Below are 20,909 nucleotides of genomic sequence, written 5' to 3' on the forward strand. Positions count from 1 at the left end.
GTCGGAAGCAGGAACCCGCCGAGACGACTGCGCAAGGAGCCATCCATGCGCAGCGTGGTAGGAATCTCCGGCCTAAAGGCCGGGGAGGATGTCAAACGAACGACACTTGCTTTCTGAGCCACTAACCTTGTAGAAAGACAAGGGCGAAAGGGCGGCTTTGATGCGGCGGCGCATTCTACAGCTTTGCATCCTCGGCTGGACGATGCTCCTCGTCCTGGCAGTGGGGGGCAGGGGATCCCTGCTGGTTCCCCACTTTTTTGGCATTGAAGCCCTGCAAGCCCAGGCTCAAACTCAAGCCGGAGAACTGCCGCAGCCGATGCGGCTCAAACTCCCCCCCGGCCTGGATCGCTACGCCTACGACAAGGCGGTGGGAGACTACTTTGAGGAAATCGAGCCGCTTTTGCCAGGTGGAGCCTATGCCCAGTGGGCCTTCTATCCCGTCCCTATCTACATCCAAGGGGATCACCCCCAGTGGAAGGCCTCCGTGGAGCAAGCGGTGAAGGAGTGGTCGGCCTACATCCCGCTCAAGGTGGTGGCCAAAGAGGAGGAGGCTTTCTACGGGATGAGCATTTACCGCGTTCCTCCTATTGGCGGCGGGGTGGCTGGGGCGGCCCGCCCGGAGTTTTTCTTCGCCTCCGATGGCTCTTTGCAGCAGCGGGTGCGCATCGTCATTGCAGAAGGACAGGGGTTGGCCGAAATAACGGCGGTGGCCCGACACGAGATCGGGCATGGGCTGGGGTTGTGGGGCCATAGCCCGAACCTGCGGGATCTGATGTATGGCGGACACCATGCGGCGGCTACCGGCAATCGGCGGGTGTTGCGGGTGCCCAACATTACCAAGCGGGATCTCAACACCCTCAAGCGCGTCTACGAGCAGCCCACCTTGATCGGGCAAGTCTTTCCCGAAAGCGAACGCAAGCTGTTCTAAGTTCTCAGGATCTTTTGCGCTCCCCGCCATCCCATGGCCAGCAGGAAGAACAGCAACTGGGTGGCGACAATGCTGGGGCCGGAGGGCAGGTTGAAGGTTGCCGAGGCGATCATCCCCAACACCGCGCTCAGTCCCCCAATGCCTATGGCCAGCATCACATAAGTCGTGAACCGGGATCCCAAAAGCCTTGCCGTCGAGGCTGGGATGACCACAAAAGCGCTCACCAGCAACACCCCCACCGAGCGAATCGCCAGGGCCACCACCAAAGCCAGCAACACCACAAAAGCCAGCTTCTGCCAGCCCACCTGAACCCCCCGCGCCCGCGCCAGCGGCTCATCCAGGGTCAGCAACATTTGGGAGGGCAAAGTCAATCCCACATAGGCCGAGCTGATCAGCAAGAGGATCCCGCTCGTCCACAGGGCTGCCGGGCTGATCCCCAAAATCTCCCCAAACAACAACTGGTTGAGGTTGCCCCGATAGCCGGGCAGCAAGCTGAGGGCGATAACGGCCAGCGCCAAAGAGGAAGAGTAGATGATGTTCAGCACCGCATCCGCCGACAGTTGAGTGCGCTCCAAGACAAAGGTGACGCCCAAAGCAAATCCCACCCCAAACACCATCAACACCACGGTGGGATTCAGCCCCAGCAGCACTCCCAAAACAATCCCCAGCAGAGCCGAATGCCCCAGGGCATCGCTAAAAAACGACAGTTGCCGCAGAATAACAAAACTGCCCAGCAGCCCACCTGTCATGCCGGTGAGGATCCCACCCAGCATGGCCCGCTGCATAAAGGGCAACTGCAACAGCTCCACTACCCGCACCCAGCCCTCCAACATCGCCTTCCCCTCAGTGACGGTGGATGTAGCGGACAAAATGGTGCTCCGCACCGCTGTCGCGAACAGGCCCATAAACCCGGCTCAGCACTTCTGGTGCCAAAGCCACCTGGGGGGATCCCTGGCAGATGAGGGATTGGTTGAGGCACAGCACGCGGTCGCAATAGCAAGACACCATTTCCAGATCATGGGAGATCTGCAAAATGGCCCAGCCCAGAGATTGGCGCAGCTCTTCCAAGAGCCGGTAAAACTCCCCCTCGCTGAGCGTATCTAAGCCTGCCGGTGCCTCGTCGAGGATAAGCAACCGCCGCGGCCAAGCCAAGCAATAGGCCAACAGCACCCGTTTCAGCTCCCCGCCGCTGAGCTGGCCCAAAGCCTTAGAGGACAGGTGGGATGCGCCGACCCGTTCCAACGCCTCTTTCACCGCCTGCTGCCGAGCAGAGCGCTGCTGCCAAGGCCAACAGGGTTGCAATGCCCCCCAACCCAAAGCCACAAACTCCTCCACCACCATGGGGATCCCAGGATTGAACTGAAAACGTTGGGGCACGTAAGCCACCTGCTGCCGCACCGAGGGGGGCAAATAACCGGACAGGCACACCGGCTCTCCCAGAATCCAAACCGAGCCGCACTGCCGCGGCAGGATCCCCAAGATGGCCTGCACCAAGGTACTTTTGCCAGCTCCATTGGGGCCGACAATGGCCGTATGGGATCCCGCCCTCAGCTCAAACGACACATTTTGCACCGCCAACTGGGATCCCCGATAGACCGTCAGCCCCTCGACGCGCAGGACAACCTCGCCGGAGCAGGAGATCACCGCCCCCTCGCCAGCAGGTGTTCGAGGGCAGCTTGGCCCAGCAGCGGCAATTGCAGGGGCAGGAAGGCCGTCTCCTTCTCAAAGGCGGAGACCAGGTTCTCCACGTTTTGCCGCAGGATGGTCAGGTAATATTCCGGCTCGATCCCCTCAGGGCCGGCAGTCTCGATGGGATCGAAAACCCGCACTTCCACCCCCAAATCCCTGGCCAAGATCTGGAAGGGGTTGTTGTCTCCCACCTGAGGTTCCACCAAGATGGTCTTCAGGCCCGACTCCCGCACCGTCTCCATCACCCGCCGCACATCTTCGGGGGAGGGGCTGGCTTCAGGGATCTCCACCAAGAACTCGGCTTTGAGGTTGTAGCGCTCGGCAAAGTAGGGGGCAAAGTTGTGGAAAACTACAAACTTTCTGCCGGCAAAGGGAGCCAAGCGCTGCTCGATCTCCTCATCCAAAGCCTTGAGCTTCTCGATAAAAGCAGCCGCATTGGCCTGGTAGATCTCTGCCCCCGCCGGATCTACAGAGATGAGGCCATCACGAATATTTTCCACCTGCTGAATGGCCCGCCTGGGATCCAGCCAAATGTGGGGGTTAAACTCGCCGTGGCTGTGCCCATGAGAGTGGCCATGGCCATGCCCGTGAGAATGGCCGTGACTGTGTCCATGAGAGTGTCCATGGCCGTGACCGTGGGAGTGCCCATGCTCTGGCTCCTCAGCCCGCAAAGTTGGGATCCCTTCGCTGCTGTCGATGGTCAGCAATTGGGGATTTGCGGCATTGGCGATCAACCCCTCCAGGAAAGTTTCCATTCCCAGCCCATTGATTACCAACACATCCGCCTGAGCCAGCAAACGAACCTCCTCAGGTCGAGCCTGAAAGTCGTGGGGCCCCATCTGAGGGGGAAGGAGTGGCGTGACTTCTGCCCGATCCCCGGCCACAGCACGGGTAAATTGCGTTATCGGCAAAATCGTGGTCACCACCTTTGGGGGGCTGGATCCCTGCTGGGCCCGGGACTCTTCTTGGCGCATCTGCAGGCCTCCCAGGATCCCGACCGAGAGGGCGGCCACCAGAGATACCAGCGATCGCACCGGTCGAGCCGAACGGATAGAGTTAGCTTGATCAGTCATGAGCCTGAATACCTCACAAGACAACAGAGACAGCAGAGCTGGAAGCAACTGACTTCCCAAAAGCCAAGGCCCTCTGCCGCAGCATCGAAAACATGCTCACCAGACCGTTGCTCCTGGAAGGGCTAAGGCTGAAATTGAGGCCCATCTCCCGCACAAACTCTGGGGAAACCCCCAAAATCTCTTCCGGCGCTAGGCCACTTAGCCCCTCCACCACAATGGCCACCAAACCCTTGACCAACTGAGCATCGGCATCCCCTTGGATGTAGACCTTGCCCTCCCTAAACTCGGTGGCCAGCCACACCCGCGAAGCGCAACCTCTGACTAGGTTCTCCTCCTTCCTCTCCGCTTCGGGAAAGGGTGGCAGGCGCTTGGCATAGGCTAGGAGAAGCTCATACTTCTGCCGCGAGGTCTTGGCCTTCTGGAAGCGATTGACAATTTGCTGCAGAGCTGCGGGCATCCCTCAGCTTGTCTAGAGTGAGAATGATAATCAAACTCATCATAACACCCCCACTCAGCGAGGGCGCAGGGGCACCTGCAAACTTTTGGGACTGTCGTTACCGAAGCGAGCGATAGCCGCCACTTACTCCCCGTGGTGAGAGGACCAGTTGCCAAAGTTGGCTGGCCCGGGCCTTGAAGCTACCGGCACTCATCAGGAGATAGAGCCGCCACATGCGGCGAAAGCGCTCATCGTAGCGGTCGGCTAATTTTGGCCATGCCTGCTCAAAATTGGCGTGCCAGGCTTTTAAGGTGGCCACGTAATTGATCCCAAAATTGTGCCAGTCTTCCAGCACAAATAAGCCCTCAAAGGCTGCAGTAATCAGATGAGGCGAGGGCAGCATCGAGTTGGGGAAAATGTAGCGCTCAATCCAGGGATCCCGCCCCTGGTAGGCCACGTTGCTGCCGATGGTGTGCAGAAGAAACAAGCCATTGTCGTTCAACAAGCGGCGGGCTACCTGCATAAACGTTCGGTAGTTTCGGTAGCCAACATGTTCAAACATGCCGACAGAAAGGATGCGATCAAACTTTCCCTGGGTCTGGCGATAGTCTTCTAACCGAATCTCGACCGGCAGGCCGCGGCAGCGTTCGCTGGCCAGTTTGGCTTGCTCTTTGGAAACAGTAATCCCCACAACCTGCACCCCGTAGCGTTCGGCCAGGTACTGGGCTGTGCCGCCCCAGCCACAGCCGATGTCGAGCACCCGCATGCCGGGTTGGAGTTCCAGCTTGCGGGCAATGAGGTCAAGCTTAGCTTCTTGGGCTTCATCCAGAGTTTGCGCGCCCCCATCCCAATAGGCACAGCTGTAGATCATGCGGCGATCCAGCATGGCCTCATAGAGATCGTTGCCAATGTCGTAGTGGCGCTGGCCAATGACGAATGCCCCCTTGCCCCGCTGGCGGTTGATGAGGCGACTGTCCAGCCCAAGTAGGGGCTGAATTAGCCAACCCACCTGCTGCGGTGCCTGGGCAGTTAGGAGACGACAAACTAACTCATCAATGGCCTCGCAATCCCACCAGCCCTCCATGTAGGCCTCGCCAAAGCCCAGGGATCCATAGAGCAGGCAGCGCAGGTAGAGCCGCTCGTCGTGAACTTGAATATCCCAGGGCTGTGAGCCATTGAGGGTTATACCGGCAGCATCCAGAACTCGAAGCGCATACTGACGCGCCAGCCAGCGCAAGCTGTTGAGTCCTTTCCCCATCCCTAGGGATCCCTCACTGCAGGGAAACTGACTCAACAAATACACCCCAAGGTGGCAAGGGATCCAACAAGTTGTTTCCAATTTCTAGGGATCCCCCCGAAGGGGGAACAAGGTTCGCAAGAACGCTGCCGCAAAGGCCAAGAAGCTTAACAGTTTCCAATTTCTAGGGATCCCCCCGAAGGGGGAACGTGTGGGTAACAAGAGAAATAGGAGCGGGTTCGTATTGGCGTTTCCAATTTCTAGGGATCCCCCCGAAGGGGGAACAGTTTATCGTGATGTAGCAGATTATCCTACAGATATGCGTTTCCAATTTCTAGGGATCCCCCCGAAGGGGGAACCCTTGCGGAGGCCAGGTGATGCTGCGGTGCGCGTTCGAAGTTTCCAATTTCTAGGAATCCCCCCGAAGGGGGAACGATCTACTGGGGCAAGGGGCACTGGGTGATCAACTGGTGTTTCCAATTTCTAGGGATCCCCCCGAAGGGGGAACTTCAATTATTTCTATCTTCGATTACGAAGATACAACGCATGTTTCCAATTTCTAGGGATCCCCCCGAAGGGGGAACTACCTTCCGGGATGTAGATGAGTATCTGCTTTACTGGTTTCCAATTTCTAGGGATCCCCCCGAAGGGGGAACATTTGATAAGCATAGTAGCGAATCAACATAGAATCCTGTTTCCAATTTCTAGGGATCCCCCCGAAGGGGGAACTTCGAATTTCGGAGAGTATTTAGCAAGTTGCACTTTAAAGTTTCCAATTTCTAGGGATCCCCCCGAAGGGGGAACAACAACATTTAAATCGGGAACATCAATACCGAGACGGTTTCCAATTTCTAGGGATCCCCCCGAAGGGGGAACCTGGAAGAGGTTGACTAGCCGTTGTCCATACTTGTAATAGTTTCCAATTTCTAGGGATCCCCCCGAAGGGGGAACCCCAAGTTGGGGTCACACTGGGCAACGCTCCTGAAAGTTTCCAATTTCTAGGGATCCCCCCGAAGGGGGAACATGCGCCATTCTCGACTATCTACGAGGGATTCCAAGTGTTTCCAATTTCTAGGGATCCCCCCGAAGGGGGAACTCGTGACTTTCTTCCAACACCACCCAACCATTGCGGTTTCCAATTTCTAGGGATCCCCCCGAAGGGGGAACGGAATTCAAGTTGTGGTGATCATCCAGTTCATTACTGTTTCCAATTTCTAGGGATCCCCCCGAAGGGGGAACTGCGTGGAAGTAATCCGACAAGGTGAATTCCTGCGGTGTTTCCAATTTCTAGGGATCCCCCCGAAGGGGGAACAATAAGTAAATCCTGATCATCCACTAGAGATTGAAGTTTCCAATTTCTAGGGATCCCCCCGAAGGGGGAACATCTCAAGGATAGGGATAACTTAGAGCTAGCAATAGCAAGTTTCCAATTTCTAGGGATCCCCCCGAAGGGGGAACACCTCCTATCTCAGCAGGTGAATCACAATAACCTGCTGTTTCCAATTTCTAGGGATCCCCCCGAAGGGGGAACCTCCGCGTTTTGAGGGGCATGCAGTTCTGTTCTAGGTGTTTCCAATTTCTAGGGATCCCCCCGAAGGGGGAACGACCACTAGTGCAGCTCAACTTTGGGCAGTAGATAAGCGTTTCCAATTTCTAGGGATCCCCCCGAAGGGGGAACATGACCTCCCTCACCACATCCGTCAGAGGACGGAGGGGTTTCCAATTTCTAGGGATCCCCCCGAAGGGGGAACATGATGATCAAACTACTGGGCCCCTGGATGTTCAAGTTTCCAATTTCTAGGGATCCCCCCGAAGGGGGAACACCACAACGTAACGTTGTTCAGCCCCTTCGTAGAAGTTTCCAATTTCTAGGGATCCCCCCGAAGGGGGAACCCTTTTATTTTAGAATGAACCAGCACTTACATAGCTGTTTCCAATTTCTAGGGATCCCCCCGAAGGGGGAACATGGGATTCGTCTTTCCCGGGGTTCTGCATGTCGATTTGTTTCCAATTTCTAGGGATCCCCCCGAAGGGGGAACGATCCAGAAGCTATTCGACGGTATCAAGAAGCTTTAAGTTTCCAATTTCTAGGGATCCCCCCGAAGGGGGAACAGGAGGAAAGCGGGTCTTATTGATAGATGAATGTGCAGTTTCCAATTTCTAGGGATCCCCCCGAAGGGGGAACTGATTGTCAGCTCGACTTCGTGCTTCTGTGAGGCCACGGTTTCCAATTTCTAGGGATCCCCCCGAAGGGGGAACTTGAACCTGGATACGTTTATACGTTCTCCAGGAAACTGTTTCCAATTTCTAGGGATCCCCCCGAAGGGGGAACGATCCTCTAGGATTAACCACCCGCCAATGTAGGGTGTGTTTCCAATTTCTAGGGATCCCCCCGAAGGGGGAACTTGAATAACCTCCCCCAACAAGGCACCCAGGTTCATAGTTTCCAATTTCTAGGGATCCCCCCGAAGGGGGAACCTTTAAAAAGTTAAAAAATCGACCTCGGGTGTCGACGTTTCCAATTTCTAGGGATCCCCCCGAAGGGGGAACTTCCCTGCCTTGGAGGTTAATCATGGAAACTAAATTGTGTTTCCAATTTCTAGGGATCCCCCCGAAGGGGGAACTTTACTTGCTTGGGTGCAATAACGCCATCAATCAGAGTTTCCAATTTCTAGGGATCCCCCCGAAGGGGGAACTCCACCCCTATTAAACCCAAGCAGGGCAAGGAATGCAAGGCCCATTTGCGAGGGATCCGGAAAAAAGTCGGCAAAAAGAGTTTTGGCGAGGGGGTTTTGGGGCCGGAAAGCCTTGTGGCGCAAGGCGTCGAGGGATCGAACGAAAGAATCGGCCTTTGCGGCTTTTGGCGGATCGCTCGCGGAGGCGTTGATACCGTTTTGGTGTTCTTTTGGAAACATCGAGATCCAGACAAGGGCAGTAGGGCCCTGAGTCCACTGATGAGCCAACAGCCAATCTAGCCGCGCAGGCGACCGGAGCGCAGGATGCTGATGACAAGCCACAGCCCCAACAGGCTGGCCGCCCCGAACAGGAGTTCGCTCAGCCCAAAGACCTGAAACCGCTGCGTCTGAGCCGAGATGATGGCGGCCCCGACGATTAGAGAGCCGACCACAATGCTGTAGGAGAGGCGGTTGGCCGACTGATCCAGGCTGCTGCGGATCCCGTCCAGCTCTTGGATGGTCAAGTTCCAGCGCTGGGTTTCCGACGTGATGCGGCTGAGCAGCAGCTCCATCTGGCGCGGCGATTGCAGAGAGAGATTTTTCAAATCCAAAGCCGTGCGCAGCAGCGAAGGCAGAGGGGCCTCCCCCAGCAATTGCGCCCGAAACACATCCGCCATCAGGGGGCGAAGCTGCTCCGGCAGGTTGTAGTCGGGGGTGAGCTGGCGGGCGATCCCTTCCAAATTGGCCAGCGCCTTGGCACAGAGGCCCAAATTGCCGGGAATGCGGATCTGGTTGCGCCGGGCCGCCTGCAGGATCTCAGAAAAGAGCATGACTCTAGTCAATAATAAGCTCAACTATACTGAAAATAATGTATAATATGCTCAGTACGGATTACTACCAGTTGATCTTTCTGTTTACTTTCGAGTCTGCCAACATGGTAGCCAAAGCAAAGCAGAAAATTGGTAGTAAGACGACACGGAAACTGCGCTTTGGGTATTCTACTCAAAGCTTTGCGGGATACCGCCATTCTGGTTGGAAACAAACAGAATGCTATCGCTGCATAGTTGAACAGTGATGTTCAGCAATGTTCAGCGTAAATGTATCAGGTACGTCGGCCTGCAAAGTGCTGAGGGCCTCGATGTACTCTCGCGGCAACAGGTCCGGACGGGTGCTCAGCAGTTGGCCCAGCTTGACATAGACCGGCCCCAGATCCACCAAAATGTTGCGCAGCACCATTGGGGGGGGCAGTTGGGGTTCCCCAGCCTTGCCAAAAGAGAGCAAGCGGCGCATGTAGTCCCAACCGTGGCGCAAAACCACCTCCAGGATCTCGGCCTGACGCGCCCCACTCTGGGCCAGACGGGCAAACATCGCAGTCTCTCTCCCTGGAAGTCCAATGGCAGAGAAGCCCGATCCCTAGAAAAAGGGGATAGGGGCCACCCTACGGGTTCCATCCCAGCCGGTTTGCAGCCCCTCCCGCAACACCCGCAGCACCTCATCGGTATCGGCATTGGGCTGGGCAAAGGAGAAAACATGCTTGAAGCGCAGTTTGCCCTCCCGATCCACAACGAACTGGGCCGGCAGGGGTGCTCCCAAAGCTTGGCCAACCCCATAGAGGCGGAAGGTTTTGCACTCGGGATCCACCAGCAGCGGGTAAGGCAGCTGCAGGTCTGCTTGAATCTGCTGGCTTTGAACCGGATCGGTGCTGGTGACCATCAGCAGCTCGGCCCCCAAGGCTTGGATCTCGCCGTAGCGGGCTTTCAGCTCTTGGATGTGGGGGTAGCAAAAAGGGCAAAAAAGCTTTTCGGTGAAGATACGAGTAAAAGCCAGAACCACCGGCTTTTGGCCGCGGTAGTCCGATAGCCGCACGGGATCCCCTTGCACGCGCGGCAGCTCAAAATCGGGGGCAATCTGGCCGATTTCCAGAGAAGTGTTGGCTGGTTGGGGGATGAAGTTGTCGGCAAAGCGACGGTTAAACAGTCCGCTGTTGCTGGTCATTGCAGTTTTTTACGTTTCTTTACTACTTGCCACCAGCCTAACCCAAAGCCTCGGCCACCGCCTTCAGCCGTCGGAGCTGGGCCCGCATATCCTGCTGGGTCGGCCCTGCTGCCAACAGGTAAAACCCTGCCGCCACCCAGGGACTGGGGATGCGGAAGTTGAAGCAATTGACTAGAAGGGTACCCCCCGGCTGGGGATGGCACTCCCAGCGGTCGGTTCCTTCAAAAAACCCCTCAAACTGCCACTGCACCAAGCCTTCTGCCCGCTCTGTAATCACGCAATCCAAGCTGGGGGATACAAACGGCAAGCGAAGGAAAAAGCGGTAGCGGCTGCCCAATTCCGCCAGAGGGGATCCCACCGCCTCGCAGCCCAACAGCGGGTTGAGCCAGCGCTTCATCAACTCCAGGTCGGTGAGGCAGCGATCCACCTGGGCCACGCTGGCCGCAATCGGAATCGACTGGGTATAGATGGGCATCCTCAGGGGGAAGTTGGGGGAGCGAGCTTGGCCGCAGAGAGGTCTTCTGCCGTGGCAGAGGGGGATACGGTGCTCAGCAAAATCAAGATATCGCGATATTCCACCTGATCCGGCCCGCGACGAGGGGATCCCACTTGCACCACCGCCTGTTGGAGAGGCTTTTTGGGGTGGGGGGGAGACTCGAACACCAAGGTGCGGATCCCGTTGGCCTGCTCGATGTCCGAGAGGATGTCCCAGCCCCGGCCCCACAGGGTGCGGCGGTAGTAGGCGGCAATCGCCTCCAGAGGCTGAGAGGTCTGCAAGATCAGGGAAGCAAGGCCCCCCTCTCGATCCCGAATCTGTCCCGAAGAGATGATGGAAGCGTTGGGCAACTGCAAGTGAGGGGGAAACTGAGGGGGAAGGGCGCGGGTATCCCCCAGGGAAGCCTCAAAATGCGTGCCATCTTTGCCGATGTGACGCCGCACGGGATCCTGATCCACTTCTTGAGCAACCGGATCAGGCATCTTGCGGCAGGCCACGAGGGATCCCGCCAACAGCCCCAGGGTTAGCCGAGTAAGAATAGGCAAAGAACCTGGCCCCACTGACGTGAACCGCTCAAGACGGGGATTTTTTCTCATCCGTTTTTCTCATCCGTTGGCCAGGGATCCCTGACTGGTTATAGTGGATCCCGCCTTTGGATACAACCAATCTTCCTTTCTGGGCCAAGTTCCAGAGCAGCCATCATTCGTCGAGCCAGGGCTGACAACTGCACACCAGGTGGCGATCCCCGTAGGCGTTGTCGATGCGGCTGACGCTGGGCCAGAACTTGTGGGCCTTGACCCAAGGGAGCGGGTAGGCGGCCAGCGAGCGAGGATAGGGGCGATCCCAGTGGTCGGCAGCCACCACCTCGGCGGTGTGGGGGGCCAGCTTGAGGGGATTGCGCACCGGATCCATCTCGCCTCGCTCAATGGCGGCAATCTCCTGGCGGATGGCAATCATCGCCTCGCAGAAGCGATCTAGCTCCTCCAGAGATTCGCTCTCGGTGGGCTCCACCATCATTGTCCCCGGCACCGGCCAGGAGATGGTGGGGGCGTGGAAGCCATAGTCCATCAGGCGCTTGGCCACATCTTCCACCTCGATGCCGGCGCTTTTTTTCAGGGGGCGCAAATCCAAAATACACTCGTGGGCCACCCACCCCCCCGGCCCCTTGTAGAGCACTGGGTAGTAGGGATCCAACCGCTTGGCGATGTAGTTGGCGTTGAGGATGGCCACTTGGCTGGCCAGGGTGAGGCCGGCGGATCCCATAAGGCGAATGTAGGCCCAGGAGATGGGCAAAATGCTGGCACTGCCCCACGGGGCAGCGCTGACGGGGCCGTTACAGCCGAGCAAAACAGGATGGCCAGGCAAATAGGGCACAAGGTGGCGGGCCACGGCAATGGGCCCTACCCCCGGCCCACCTCCCCCATGGGGAATGCAGAAGGTCTTGTGCAGGTTGAGGTGGCAGACATCGGCCCCCAGCTCGGCAGGACGGCAGAGGCCCACCTGAGCGTTGAGGTTGGCCCCATCCATGTACACCTGTCCCCCCGCCTCGTGGATTATCTGGCAAATCTCGCGGATCCCTTCCTCAAACACACCGTGGGTAGAAGGGTAGGTGATCATCAAGGCGGCCAGCCGCTCCCCGTGCTGCTCCACCTTGGCCCGCAGATCCTCAATGTCGATATTGCCGGCTTCATCACAAGCTACGCTCACCACCTGCATCCCCGCCATCACGGCGCTGGCCGGGTTGGTTCCGTGGGCCGAGGTGGGGATCAAGCACACCTGCCGCCGGCTTTCCCCTCTGGCTTGGTGGTAGCGGCGGATAGCCAACAGGCCGGCATATTCCCCCTGAGATCCGGCATTGGGCTGCAGAGAAACTCCGGCAAAACCGGTGATCTCCGCCAGCATCTTTTCCAACTGGGCAAAAAGGGCTTGATAGCCACGGGCCTGCTCTAGGGGCACAAAAGGATGGAGCTGGGCAAACTCCGGCCAGGTGACCGGCATCATCTCCACCGTGGCATTCAGCTTCATGGTGCAAGAGCCCAAGGGGATCATGGAATGGGTGAGAGCCAGATCCCGGCTTTGCAGGCGGTGGATATAGCGCAGCAGCTCAGTTTCCGAGTGGTAACGGTTAAAGACCGGATGGGTGAGGTAGGGGGTGGTGCGCAGGAGCTGGGGCGGCAGGCTCTGGCCCAAGTCCAGCTCTGGGCTGTCGGGATCCCAAGCTGGCGGTAAGGACTCCGCTCCGCTGCGGGGAAGGGTTCCGGCAAAGATCTCCCACAGATCCCGCAGATCCTGAGTGGTGGTGGCCTCATCCAAGCTGATCCCCAGCGTCCGGTCATCGATCTGGCGGAGGTTGATCTGTCGCTGGGCAGCGCCGGCCTGGATCGCCTGCACCTGCTCTGGAGAAGCTACCTTGACCCAGAAGGTATCGAAGAAATGCTCGGGCCCCACCTCATAACCCAACTGGCAGATCCCAGTGGCCAAGTGATGGGCCTGGCGGTGGATGCGCTCGGCTATGTGTCGCAAGCCGCGGGGGCCGTGGTAGACGGCATACATAGAAGCCATCACCGCCAAAAGCACCTGGGCAGTGCAGATGTTGCTGGTGGCCTTGTCCCGCCGTATGTGCTGCTCGCGGGTCTGCAACGCCAAGCGCAGGGCTGGCTTGCCTTGAGCATCCTGAGAAATCCCCACCAGCCGTCCTGGCAGCAGCCGCTTGTGGGCCTCGCGGGTGGCGAAGTAAGCCGCATGGGGGCCGCCATAGCCCAAAGGCACGCCGAAGCGCTGGGTGGATCCCACCACGATGTCCGCTCCCCACTCTCCCGGCGGTTGCAATAGGGTCAAGCTGAGCAGGTCGGCAGCCACCGCCACCACCATCCCCTTTTGGTGAGCCTGCTCCACCAACTGCCGGTAGTCCCGGATTTCCCCATAGGTGCTGGGATACTGCAGGAGTAATCCAAAGCCCTTTTCCAGGGAGAGTTCTGTTGGATCGGCTATGCGCACCTGGATTCCCAATGGTTCCGCCCGCGTCTGCACCACTGCAATCGTCTGGGGATGACAGCCCCGATCCACCCAGAAAACTGGGGATCCCTTGCCCGCCAAGGTGTAGGCAAGAGCCATGGCTTCTGCGGCTGCCGTGGCTTCGTCCAGCAGGGAAGCATTGGCGATCTCCATCCCCGTCAGGTCGATCACCATCGTCTGGAAGTTGAGCAGGGCTTCCAACCGTCCCTGGGCAATCTCAGCTTGGTAGGGGGTGTAGGGGGTGTACCAGGCAGGGTTTTCCAGGATGTTGCGCTGAATCACCGGTGGCGTCAGGGTGTTGGAATAGCCCATGCCCAAAAAGGAGCGCCACACCTGGTTCTGGGCCGCCATTGCCTGCAGTTCCGCCAACACCTGCTGCTCAGGGCAAGGGGATCCCAATTGCAAAGGCCGGCTGCTGCGAATGGCCGGCGGCACCGCTTTTTCCACCAGCTCCCGCAGCGAACTCAGCCCTAACACTTGCAACATCTGCCCGATTTGCCGGGCATCCGGCCCAATGTGCCGCCTGAGAAAGAGTTCGGTCTGCTCCAGCAACTCCAGCTCCGGAGAAGGGGTGGGTTCTGGGATCCCTGGAGATGGATCCCGGCTGGGGGGGTCAAGTCGAGTCGAGTGGAGAAGGGCCAAGTCGGACATGGTGCGATAGCCGAGAAAGGGAGAGCAAGAAAGACTGTCTCCTGATCATAGTTGTTAAAAATTGTTTCTGTCGGGATCCAAATCCTGTCTTGGCCTTCGATTCGGGGTGGAGGGGATGAGACACTAGATGGTCGGAGAATGTTAGCAACCTATACAGATGAGCCTTTTGGATTCTGCTTGGAGAAGTGATGCTATGCGCTGGCTGCTGTCCATCTTGGTTCGTGTGGTGTTAGTGCTCTGTCTGTGCTTCGCTCCTTTGGGGATCCCTGTTGTGGCCAGGGCCGCAGAGCTTCCCCCGGTAAAGCACTTGGACACTCCGATTGACGTGAACAACACCATCTTGCGCAACTACCGCCAACTGCCCGGCTTCTATCCCACCCTAGCTCGCATCCTGGTGAAAAATGCCCCCTACAAGAGCCTGGAAGACATGTTGCAGATCTCAGGCCTGACAGAGCAGCAAAAGGCCCTGATCAAAGCCAACGCCGAGAACTTCGTGTTTGGCGAGTATCAGGAAGGGGCTAACCAACTGGAAAACCGCATCAACCAAGGGTACTACGGCTGATCTCGGCAGAGGGGCCATCGGGAGAATCGGCTTTTGTAGGAAAGGGATCCTGTGGCCTACGATAACGTCTGCAAGTACTTGGTGGAATGGTTCCCCGAGTCCTTTGCCCGGTGGCTGCTGGGATCCCCTGTTTCCTTGGCTCAGCTACAGCCGACGGAGCTGTCCACCGAGCCCATCCGAGCGGACTCTCTTATCCTGCTGCGGGCCCAAAACCTGATTTTGCATCTGGAGTTTCAAACCGATCCGGATCCCGACATTCCCTTGCGCATGGCCGACTACTGCCTGCGCCTGTTCCGTCGCTATCCCGACCAGGAGGTGCGGCAGATTGTCATCTACCTAAGAAAAACCCAGTCAGAACGGGTGTACCAGACTTCTTTTCAACGGGGATCCCTGTCCCATCGCTTTGAGGTCTTGCGCCTGTGGGAACAAGATCCGGAGGTGCTATCTCAATATCCAGGACTCCTGCCTTTAGCCGTGTTGGCAGATCCGGAAAACCCGGAGCCGCGACTCCGCCAAGTGGCCAGAGCAATAGCAGAGATAGAGGATCCAAAACTACGGCAAGAGGTGAAAGCGGCCACTGCTGTTTTGGCAGGATTAACATGGACGCCAGAGGAAATTAGCAGGGTACTGGGAGGTCTGGCTGTGCGGGAATCGACCATCTATCAGATGTGGCGGGCAGAAGCCCTCAAAGAAGGGCGAGAGGAGGGCCTGAAACAAGGCCTAGAGCAAGGTCTGCAACAAGGTCTGCAGCAAGGTCTGCAGCAAGAAGCAGCTCGACTGACTCTGAGTCAACTGCGGCGCAAGCTGGGATCTTTGCCGGAAGACCTGTCTGAAACCATCCGCCTCTTACCTACCGAGCAACTGGAGGCTTTGGCGGAAGCGCTGTTGGACTTCCAAACCCTGGCCGATTTGATCCAATGGCTCAGGGAGTCATCATCCAACTAGGGTTTGCCGTCGCGGCCTTTTCCAACCTCACAGGACTCTGTGGGTGAGTTAGGATCCCTGTTACTCAGATGGACTCGATGAAACGGCCACAGGTTTTGATCTGTGGCTACTACGGCTACGGCAATGCCGGCGATGAGGCGTTGTTGCTGGCTCTCTTACGAGAGCTAGAGCAGTTGCCCAGCCCCGTACAGCCGGTGGTGCTCTCCCGTCGCCCTGCCGAAACGGCTGCCACCTATGGGGTGCTGGCCTATCCGCGCTTCAACAGTTTGGCTTTACGGCGCTGTCTCCAGGAGGCCCAGGCTTTCATCTGGGGTGGAGGTGGCCTGCTGCAGGATCGCACCAGTTGGCGCAGCCCTCTCTACTACCTGGGGGTGATGGGCCTAGCCCAGCGATGGGGGCTAAGAACCGTTGCCTGGGCCCAAGGGATCGGGCCGCTGCAGCGGGGGTGGATTCGCGCACTAGCCCGTCGCTCGTTGGCAGGTTGCACGGCCATCAGTGTGCGGGATGGGGTTGCCTCCCAATGGCTGCAAGAGTGGGGGATCCCTCACCAGGTGGCTCCGGATCCCGTCTGGAGTTTGCCGTCCAAAACCTTGCCGGAATGGGAAATGTGGCCTCAGCCCCGTATTGCTGTGGTCTTGCGTCCGCATCCGCAACTGACTGGAGCCTGTCTAGAAGCTTTGAGCCAGGGTTTACAGCGTCTCCAGGCTTCCACGGGGGCATACCTTCTCTTCGTGCCCTTTCAGCTGGCTCCTCCCGGATCCCCTGACCTTGGGCCAGACTACCACTTGGCTCAGCAGCTTCAGCAGCGCCTACCCCACCGTAGCCAAGTGCTGGAAATTCGGGATCCCTGTCTATTGAAAGGAGTCTTTCGGGGTGTCAGGCTGGCGATCACCATGCGCTACCACGGATTGGTGATGGCGGCGGCAGAGGGCTGCGCCTGTTTTGGTCTCAGCTACGATCCCAAGGTGAAAACGCTGCTCCAGGAATTGGGCATGCCTGGCTGGGATCTGCAGGAGATGCCCACCGATCCTGAAGCCTTACACCAAGCTTGGCTGGCCTGCTACTCAGAGGGCCTAGCTCTCAGCCCTGCCCAAGCTGACCTGTGGGCGAGGCAATCGGCTCAGCACGCTCAGTTGTTGAGACAGCACCTGAAGTGGGGTTGATGGGGTTGCCTGGAGAAGTTGCTGCCAGCGAATTCCGGTAGCGGTTCTTCTGGAGAGCCGCTTTACCCCAAAAGTAGGGAGGCACGGTGTCCCCAACCAAAGCGCTGCGTGCATCCGCTTGAGGAGGCCCCCAATTCATTGAGGGGAGGACGTCACCTGAGAGGGTTTTGGGGGAGAAACTCCCGATCCAGGGGCAGGGGGGCGACAGGTTGGGTGAGGGTAAATTGGCCGCTTTCTATCCACTGCTTGAGGATTTCGGCAATTTGTATGGAGCGGCGCAAGCTGGCCAGGGGAGCGGTGCGAATCTTGCGGCCATTGAGGGTGATCTGGCCAGATTTGAGTTGGGCATAGCTCACTAAGCCAAAGGTGGGCCGCACCCGGCGGGGAATGGAAAAGTCAATCACGGGGGCAACCAACTCCTCATCCCGAATGGCAATGGCCTCCAAATCCGCAGGAGCGAGGATGGGGATGGGGATCCCGACCCCCAACATCAAGCTGGGACCGTAGTTGCGGAAGTAGCAGCCCCTCACCCATTCCGCCTGCATTTGCTTGGCATCTCCAATCAGGGCCAGGGTGGCCGCCGGGCCGATGGGAGTTTGGTTGGGCAATCGCTTTTGCAATGGAAAGTGCTGGGTACCCTCCCAGGCGACGTAGCCGATGCCGCCCCCCAAAAAGATGCGGCTGCCGATCCCCACCCGGCGCAACAGGGGATCGTTCAACAAGGGGGATAGCTCTCCCGGGTTGGAATAGACGGCATTGCCCAGATGCGGTTCCAACAGACCCAAGTAGGTGTACAAAGGCCGATCCCCGCCGTTCACCCCGACGATGAAGTTTTGGTAGGCATTGCGGGGGTTGAACAGGTAAAACTGGTTGAGCTGATCCCGAGTCAGGGTGGTCTCGTAGTCGGCGCGGGGGTAACAATCGGTCACTTGGCCGATGGCCCGCAAATGGACGCGCTTGCCCGCCACCAGGTCGGCAATGACATGGCCGCCCCCATAGGCTTGATCCGCTTGCTCGCTGGGTTGGGCTGCCCCCAGGTAAAGATCCACCGCGCCAAATCCGGCATAGGCCGGTACCCCGTTCAGCCAAGCTTGGCGAATCTTGATGGGCGGATCCGTATGGCCCAGGTTCACAATGGCTCCTGAAGACTCCATTGGCTCAAAGGTGCCGGTGGTGATCACATCCACCTGCTCAAAGGCTTCCTGGATCCCCAAGGTGGCCAGCTTGGCTTTGGCTTCCAGGGCCGTCCACACCCGCACCTGGCCTTTGGCAATGCGTTGGTTAATCTGGTCTAGGGTTCTCTCCATGGGATGTAAAGATCGCAATGGTTGGTCGCGTTGGCGGTGTGGAGCACTAGGCAGTCTTGATCGCTTGATCGTCGAGGGATCCGCTCCCATCTTGAATTCTCTCGTGAGGCAGCTCTTGGGACTGGCTCAATGAATAGCTTAAATGGACGGGGATCTGGGCCGGTGGGGCTTAAGGGGATCCGGCAGTATGGGCCGCTTTTGCCGGCGTTGGGGTTGGTGGGCCTGCTCTACGGCGGGGGGCTGCTGCTGGCTCTGGCCCAGAGTGTGGGCCTCTACGGCCTGGGCGAGAGGGGGTTTACCCTGCAGGGGTATGGGGAGCTGCTGCGGGATGCGGAAGTCGGGGGATCCCTGTTGCTCAGCCTCAGAATCGCTCTGTTGGCAACGGGGTTGGCGCTGCTTTTGGGGCTGGGGCTGGCGCTGCTGTTGCGGGGGGTGGGGGGGTGGGCCATCTGGCTTGGCCAGTTGACGCTGCCGATTCCTCATTTGGTGGGGGTGGCGGGGATGCTGCTGCTGCTGGGGCCCAGCGGTTGGCTGGCGCGGCTGGCCTTCCAACTGGGCTGGATTGCCTCGGATCAGGATTTTCCCTTGTGGGTGAACGACCGCGGCTATGTGGGGGTGTTGCTCTATTGGCTTTGGAAGGAGATCCCGTTTGCCGCTCTGGTGGCGCTGACGCTGCTGCGCGGGATGGGATCCGAGCTGGAGCAACAGGCTCGTCTGTTGGGGGCTTCTGCCGCCCAGACGTTTTGGTATGTAACGCTGCCCTTGCTGAGGCCGGGGCTGCTGGCCACCGGGATTCTCATCTTCGGCTTTGTCTTCAGCGCCTTTGAGGTTCCCTTGCTCTTAGGGCCCACCTACCCGCGCACCTTGCCCGTTCTGATCTACCAGCGCTTCACCCACATCAACCTGGAGCAGCGGCAGCAGGCGGTGGCGCTGGGGATCATCCTGCTGGCTGTCTCGGCAGCGGTGGTCAGCCTAATCGGAGGGCTGTTTGCAGCCAGAGTATCCTTTCTGCAGCTGCCGTTTGGCTCAGCGGGACGGAGTCCTTGGAGAAAGCCGTGAAAGGACGCAGATGGATTGGGGGATCCCTGCTCCGCCTTGGGGTGGCCGGAGTGGCCCTCCTTTGGGCTTTGCCCTTTGGGGTGCTGGCCCTTTGGGCCTTCACGCGGGCCTGGTATTTTCCCGATGCCCTGCCCCGGGCATGGAGCATAGCCGGTTGGCAGCAACTGCTGAGCTGGGGATCCCAGTTCCGGGCAGCCTTCGGCCAGAGCTTGCAAATTGCCCTGTTCACCACCCTGCTGGCCCTGGGGGTGGGGATCCCGGCGGGACGAGTTTTGGGCACCCATCCTGTGCCCGCTTGGCTGCGCCTGCTGTTGCTGTTGCCCGTCATCACCTCTCCTCTGGCTGTGCTGATGGGGATCCAAGGGGTGCTGATTCGCCTGCGGCTAGACGGTGCCCTGCTGGGGGTGGTGCTGGTGCATCTGATCCCCACCATTCCCTACATGGCTCTGGTGATGGGCAGTGTGTTCGCCCGTTTCGACCGCGGCTACGAGGCGCAGGCCCGCTGTTTGGGGGCGGATCCCTGGCAGGTGTGGTGGCAGGTAACGTTGCCCCTCATTGCCCCTGGGGCAGCCATTGGGGCGGTATTTGCCTTTTTGATCTCCTGGAACGAATTTTTGCTCACCTTCTTTGTCGGCGGTGGGCGGGTTCTCACGCTGCCGATGCTGCTCTACAGCCTTTTGCAAGGGGGAAACAACACCTTGGTGGCCGTGGTGGCCCTCCTGTCAGTGGTGCCGGGGTGGTTGGCCTTGCTGGGGGCCAGCGTTTGCTTGGGGCAGGCCATCGGGCTACCCCCCGCAGAGGCTCAAGAGGAAGAGAGCTAATATCCCTTCAGGGCCAGGTTGGGCCGTTGCAGAGCAGCTCCCACCCGTTGAACCTGAGTTTTGAAGCTGCCATCTCGCTCCAGCCATATCTGCCTCAGGGCAGGGGGAATCACCTCCAGGCCAAACTGAGGGCTCTTGGGACGAAATTGCACACAGGTTGAGGGACAAGCCAGGTAATCAACCCCCTCCCGCCGGCGGTGCAGGTCTTGGTGAATATGGCCGAATACAACGAGGCGGATGTGGTCGAACTCGTCCAGAACCCCAAACAACCGCTCCGGCTGCTGCAGGGCACTTTGATCTAGCCAGGCAGAATCCACCGAAAAAGGGGGATGGTGCAGGGCCAACAAAACATGGTGTTGGGCAGCTTTGCTCCGCTGCAATTCCTGTCTCAGCCACAGCAGCGTGCGCTCCGTCAGGTAACCGCTATCTTTGCCGGGCACGAGGGAGTTCAACAAAATAAAGCTCCAATTTTCCCGGCTGAAGCTCTTGTCCCCAAATAGCCGCTCGGCGTGGAGCTCTTGGTTCATGGTGTGCAGGCGATCGTGGTTGCCTGCCAACCAGTAAGTATCGATGGGGAGAGCCTGCAAATGGGCTCTCAAACGGGCGTAAGATGCCGCACTGCCATCTTGAGAGAGATCTCCGGTAAGCAGCAGCAGATCCGGCAAGGGATCCAGAGCGGCAATGGCCTTTTGCACCTGCAGGAAAGAGGCTTCCGTGTCCACCCCCAGCAGCCGGTGATGGGGCTTGGCAAACAGATGCAGGTCGCTGATCTGAACCACGTATACGGTCATAGAGCAGGCCCAAGAGGGTGGGATCCCATCTCCGCAGGTTTAAAACACTACCGTTTTACGTTTTAA

Annotated in this window: 19 protein-coding genes and 1 CRISPR repeat array; of the genes, 6 read left to right on the forward strand and 13 right to left on the reverse strand. The window is 58.6% G+C overall.

Features of this window, described 5'->3' with window-relative positions; all coding sequences use genetic code 11:
- The first annotated feature begins 160 nt into the window (after positions 1-160).
- The gene (locus ACVWXW_RS03180) at positions 161-928 is read left to right on the forward strand and encodes a hypothetical protein (RefSeq protein ID WP_457402749.1); all 768 of its coding nucleotides are present in this window, start codon (positions 161-163) and stop codon (positions 926-928) included.
- Here ACVWXW_RS03180 and ACVWXW_RS03185 read toward each other — a convergent pair.
- From ACVWXW_RS03185 to gcvP, 11 genes are all read right to left on the reverse strand, one after another.
- Entirely contained in the window at positions 925-1,761 is an 837-nt protein-coding gene (locus ACVWXW_RS03185; RefSeq protein WP_457402846.1) for a metal ABC transporter permease, read from the reverse strand. The two genes, ACVWXW_RS03180 and ACVWXW_RS03185, sit on opposite strands and share 4 nt — an antisense overlap.
- A gap of 10 nt (positions 1,762-1,771) precedes the next feature.
- The gene (locus ACVWXW_RS03190; RefSeq protein WP_457402751.1) at positions 1,772-2,572 is read right to left on the reverse strand and encodes a metal ABC transporter ATP-binding protein; all 801 of its coding nucleotides are present in this window, start codon (positions 2,570-2,572) and stop codon (positions 1,772-1,774) included.
- Complete coding sequence (locus tag ACVWXW_RS03195; protein ID WP_457402753.1) at positions 2,569-3,690, reverse strand: metal ABC transporter solute-binding protein, Zn/Mn family; 1,122 nt, start codon at positions 3,688-3,690, stop codon at positions 2,569-2,571. The genes ACVWXW_RS03190 and ACVWXW_RS03195 overlap by 4 nt, the downstream gene beginning before the upstream one ends.
- Before the next feature lie 13 nt (positions 3,691-3,703).
- A complete protein-coding gene (locus ACVWXW_RS03200) occupies positions 3,704-4,147 on the reverse strand; it encodes a SufE family protein (RefSeq protein ID WP_414329195.1) in 444 nt (147 codons plus the stop codon).
- A 97-nt stretch (positions 4,148-4,244) separates the two neighbouring features.
- The gene (gene cfa / locus ACVWXW_RS03205; RefSeq protein ID WP_457402848.1) at positions 4,245-5,384 is read right to left on the reverse strand and encodes a cyclopropane fatty acyl phospholipid synthase; all 1,140 of its coding nucleotides are present in this window, start codon (positions 5,382-5,384) and stop codon (positions 4,245-4,247) included.
- A 73-nt stretch (positions 5,385-5,457) separates the two neighbouring features.
- Positions 5,458-8,059: direct repeats of the CRISPR family, unit length 36 nt; unit sequence GTTTCCAATTTCTAGGGATCCCCCCGAAGGGGGAAC.
- A 275-nt stretch (positions 8,060-8,334) separates the two neighbouring features.
- Positions 8,335-8,868, reverse strand: coding sequence for a hypothetical protein (locus ACVWXW_RS03210; RefSeq protein ID WP_457402756.1), 534 nt, complete (start codon positions 8,866-8,868; stop codon positions 8,335-8,337).
- Between the two features lie 220 nt (positions 8,869-9,088).
- Complete coding sequence (locus tag ACVWXW_RS03215) at positions 9,089-9,406, reverse strand: hypothetical protein (protein ID WP_457402757.1); 318 nt, start codon at positions 9,404-9,406, stop codon at positions 9,089-9,091.
- Between the two features lie 45 nt (positions 9,407-9,451).
- A complete protein-coding gene (locus tag ACVWXW_RS03220; RefSeq protein ID WP_011431812.1) occupies positions 9,452-10,033 on the reverse strand; it encodes a peroxiredoxin family protein in 582 nt (193 codons plus the stop codon).
- Between the two features lie 37 nt (positions 10,034-10,070).
- Positions 10,071-10,508, reverse strand: coding sequence for an SRPBCC family protein (locus tag ACVWXW_RS03225; RefSeq protein WP_457402760.1), 438 nt, complete (start codon positions 10,506-10,508; stop codon positions 10,071-10,073).
- A gap of 2 nt (positions 10,509-10,510) precedes the next feature.
- Positions 10,511-11,074, reverse strand: coding sequence for a hypothetical protein (locus ACVWXW_RS03230; protein WP_414406845.1), 564 nt, complete (start codon positions 11,072-11,074; stop codon positions 10,511-10,513).
- A 154-nt stretch (positions 11,075-11,228) separates the two neighbouring features.
- Positions 11,229-14,195 (reverse strand): aminomethyl-transferring glycine dehydrogenase, encoded by a 2,967-nt coding sequence (gene gcvP, locus ACVWXW_RS03235; protein ID WP_457402762.1) that lies wholly within the window; start codon positions 14,193-14,195, stop codon positions 11,229-11,231.
- A 193-nt stretch (positions 14,196-14,388) separates the two neighbouring features.
- Here gcvP and psbU point away from each other — a divergent pair, with 193 nt between their 5' ends.
- The 3 genes from psbU (at position 14,389) to csaB (ending at position 16,865) form a co-directional block, all read left to right on the forward strand.
- Positions 14,389-14,757 carry a photosystem II complex extrinsic protein PsbU gene (gene psbU, locus ACVWXW_RS03240; RefSeq protein ID WP_041436072.1) on the forward strand — a complete coding sequence of 123 codons (369 nt, stop codon included), beginning with the start codon at positions 14,389-14,391 and terminating at the stop codon, positions 14,755-14,757.
- A 51-nt stretch (positions 14,758-14,808) separates the two neighbouring features.
- A complete protein-coding gene (locus ACVWXW_RS03245) occupies positions 14,809-15,702 on the forward strand; it encodes a DUF4351 domain-containing protein (RefSeq protein WP_011431807.1) in 894 nt (297 codons plus the stop codon).
- A gap of 77 nt (positions 15,703-15,779) precedes the next feature.
- Entirely contained in the window at positions 15,780-16,865 is a 1,086-nt protein-coding gene (gene csaB / locus ACVWXW_RS03250; RefSeq protein ID WP_457402763.1) for a polysaccharide pyruvyl transferase CsaB, read from the forward strand.
- Positions 16,866-17,017: 152 nt separating this feature from the next.
- Here the strand turns inward: csaB and ACVWXW_RS03255 are convergent, their stop codons facing one another.
- Positions 17,018-18,172, reverse strand: a complete 1,155-nt coding sequence (locus ACVWXW_RS03255; RefSeq protein ID WP_414329883.1) for a homocysteine biosynthesis protein — start codon at positions 18,170-18,172, stop codon at positions 17,018-17,020.
- A 129-nt stretch (positions 18,173-18,301) separates the two neighbouring features.
- Between ACVWXW_RS03255 and ACVWXW_RS03260 the strand changes: the two genes are divergently transcribed.
- Complete coding sequence (locus tag ACVWXW_RS03260; RefSeq protein WP_011431804.1) at positions 18,302-19,231, forward strand: ABC transporter permease; 930 nt, start codon at positions 18,302-18,304, stop codon at positions 19,229-19,231.
- Positions 19,228-20,052 (forward strand): ABC transporter permease, encoded by an 825-nt coding sequence (locus ACVWXW_RS03265; RefSeq protein ID WP_457402765.1) that lies wholly within the window; start codon positions 19,228-19,230, stop codon positions 20,050-20,052. Before ACVWXW_RS03260 ends, ACVWXW_RS03265 begins: the two co-directional genes overlap by 4 nt.
- Here ACVWXW_RS03265 and cpdA read toward each other — a convergent pair.
- Positions 20,049-20,843, reverse strand: a complete 795-nt coding sequence (cpdA, locus tag ACVWXW_RS03270; RefSeq protein WP_011431802.1) for a 3',5'-cyclic-AMP phosphodiesterase — start codon at positions 20,841-20,843, stop codon at positions 20,049-20,051. The genes ACVWXW_RS03265 and cpdA overlap by 4 nt on opposite strands.
- Positions 20,844-20,909: the final 66 nt, after the last annotated feature.

The sequence above is a fragment of the Thermostichus sp. MS-CIW-30 genome (assembly GCF_054058015.1).

Coding starts and splice junctions, on each gene's coding strand:
- ACVWXW_RS03180 (WP_457402749.1), top strand. CDS start 161: ATGCGGCGGCGCATTCTACAGCTTTGCATCCTCGGCTGGACGATGCTC.
- ACVWXW_RS03185 (WP_457402846.1), bottom strand. CDS start 1,761: ATGTTGGAGGGCTGGGTGCGGGTAGTGGAGCTGTTGCAGTTGCCCTTT.
- ACVWXW_RS03195 (WP_457402753.1), bottom strand. CDS start 3,690: ATGACTGATCAAGCTAACTCTATCCGTTCGGCTCGACCGGTGCGATCG.
- ACVWXW_RS03200 (WP_414329195.1), bottom strand. CDS start 4,147: ATGCCCGCAGCTCTGCAGCAAATTGTCAATCGCTTCCAGAAGGCCAAG.
- cfa (WP_457402848.1), bottom strand. CDS start 5,384: ATGGGGAAAGGACTCAACAGCTTGCGCTGGCTGGCGCGTCAGTATGCG.
- ACVWXW_RS03210 (WP_457402756.1), bottom strand. CDS start 8,868: ATGCTCTTTTCTGAGATCCTGCAGGCGGCCCGGCGCAACCAGATCCGC.
- ACVWXW_RS03215 (WP_457402757.1), bottom strand. CDS start 9,406: ATGTTTGCCCGTCTGGCCCAGAGTGGGGCGCGTCAGGCCGAGATCCTG.
- ACVWXW_RS03220 (WP_011431812.1), bottom strand. CDS start 10,033: ATGACCAGCAACAGCGGACTGTTTAACCGTCGCTTTGCCGACAACTTC.
- ACVWXW_RS03225 (WP_457402760.1), bottom strand. CDS start 10,508: ATGCCCATCTATACCCAGTCGATTCCGATTGCGGCCAGCGTGGCCCAG.
- gcvP (WP_457402762.1), bottom strand. CDS start 14,195: ATGTCCGACTTGGCCCTTCTCCACTCGACTCGACTTGACCCCCCCAGC.
- psbU (WP_041436072.1), top strand. CDS start 14,389: ATGCGCTGGCTGCTGTCCATCTTGGTTCGTGTGGTGTTAGTGCTCTGT.
- csaB (WP_457402763.1), top strand. CDS start 15,780: ATGAAACGGCCACAGGTTTTGATCTGTGGCTACTACGGCTACGGCAAT.
- ACVWXW_RS03255 (WP_414329883.1), bottom strand. CDS start 18,172: ATGGAGAGAACCCTAGACCAGATTAACCAACGCATTGCCAAAGGCCAG.
- ACVWXW_RS03260 (WP_011431804.1), top strand. CDS start 18,302: ATGAATAGCTTAAATGGACGGGGATCTGGGCCGGTGGGGCTTAAGGGG.
- cpdA (WP_011431802.1), bottom strand. CDS start 20,843: ATGACCGTATACGTGGTTCAGATCAGCGACCTGCATCTGTTTGCCAAG.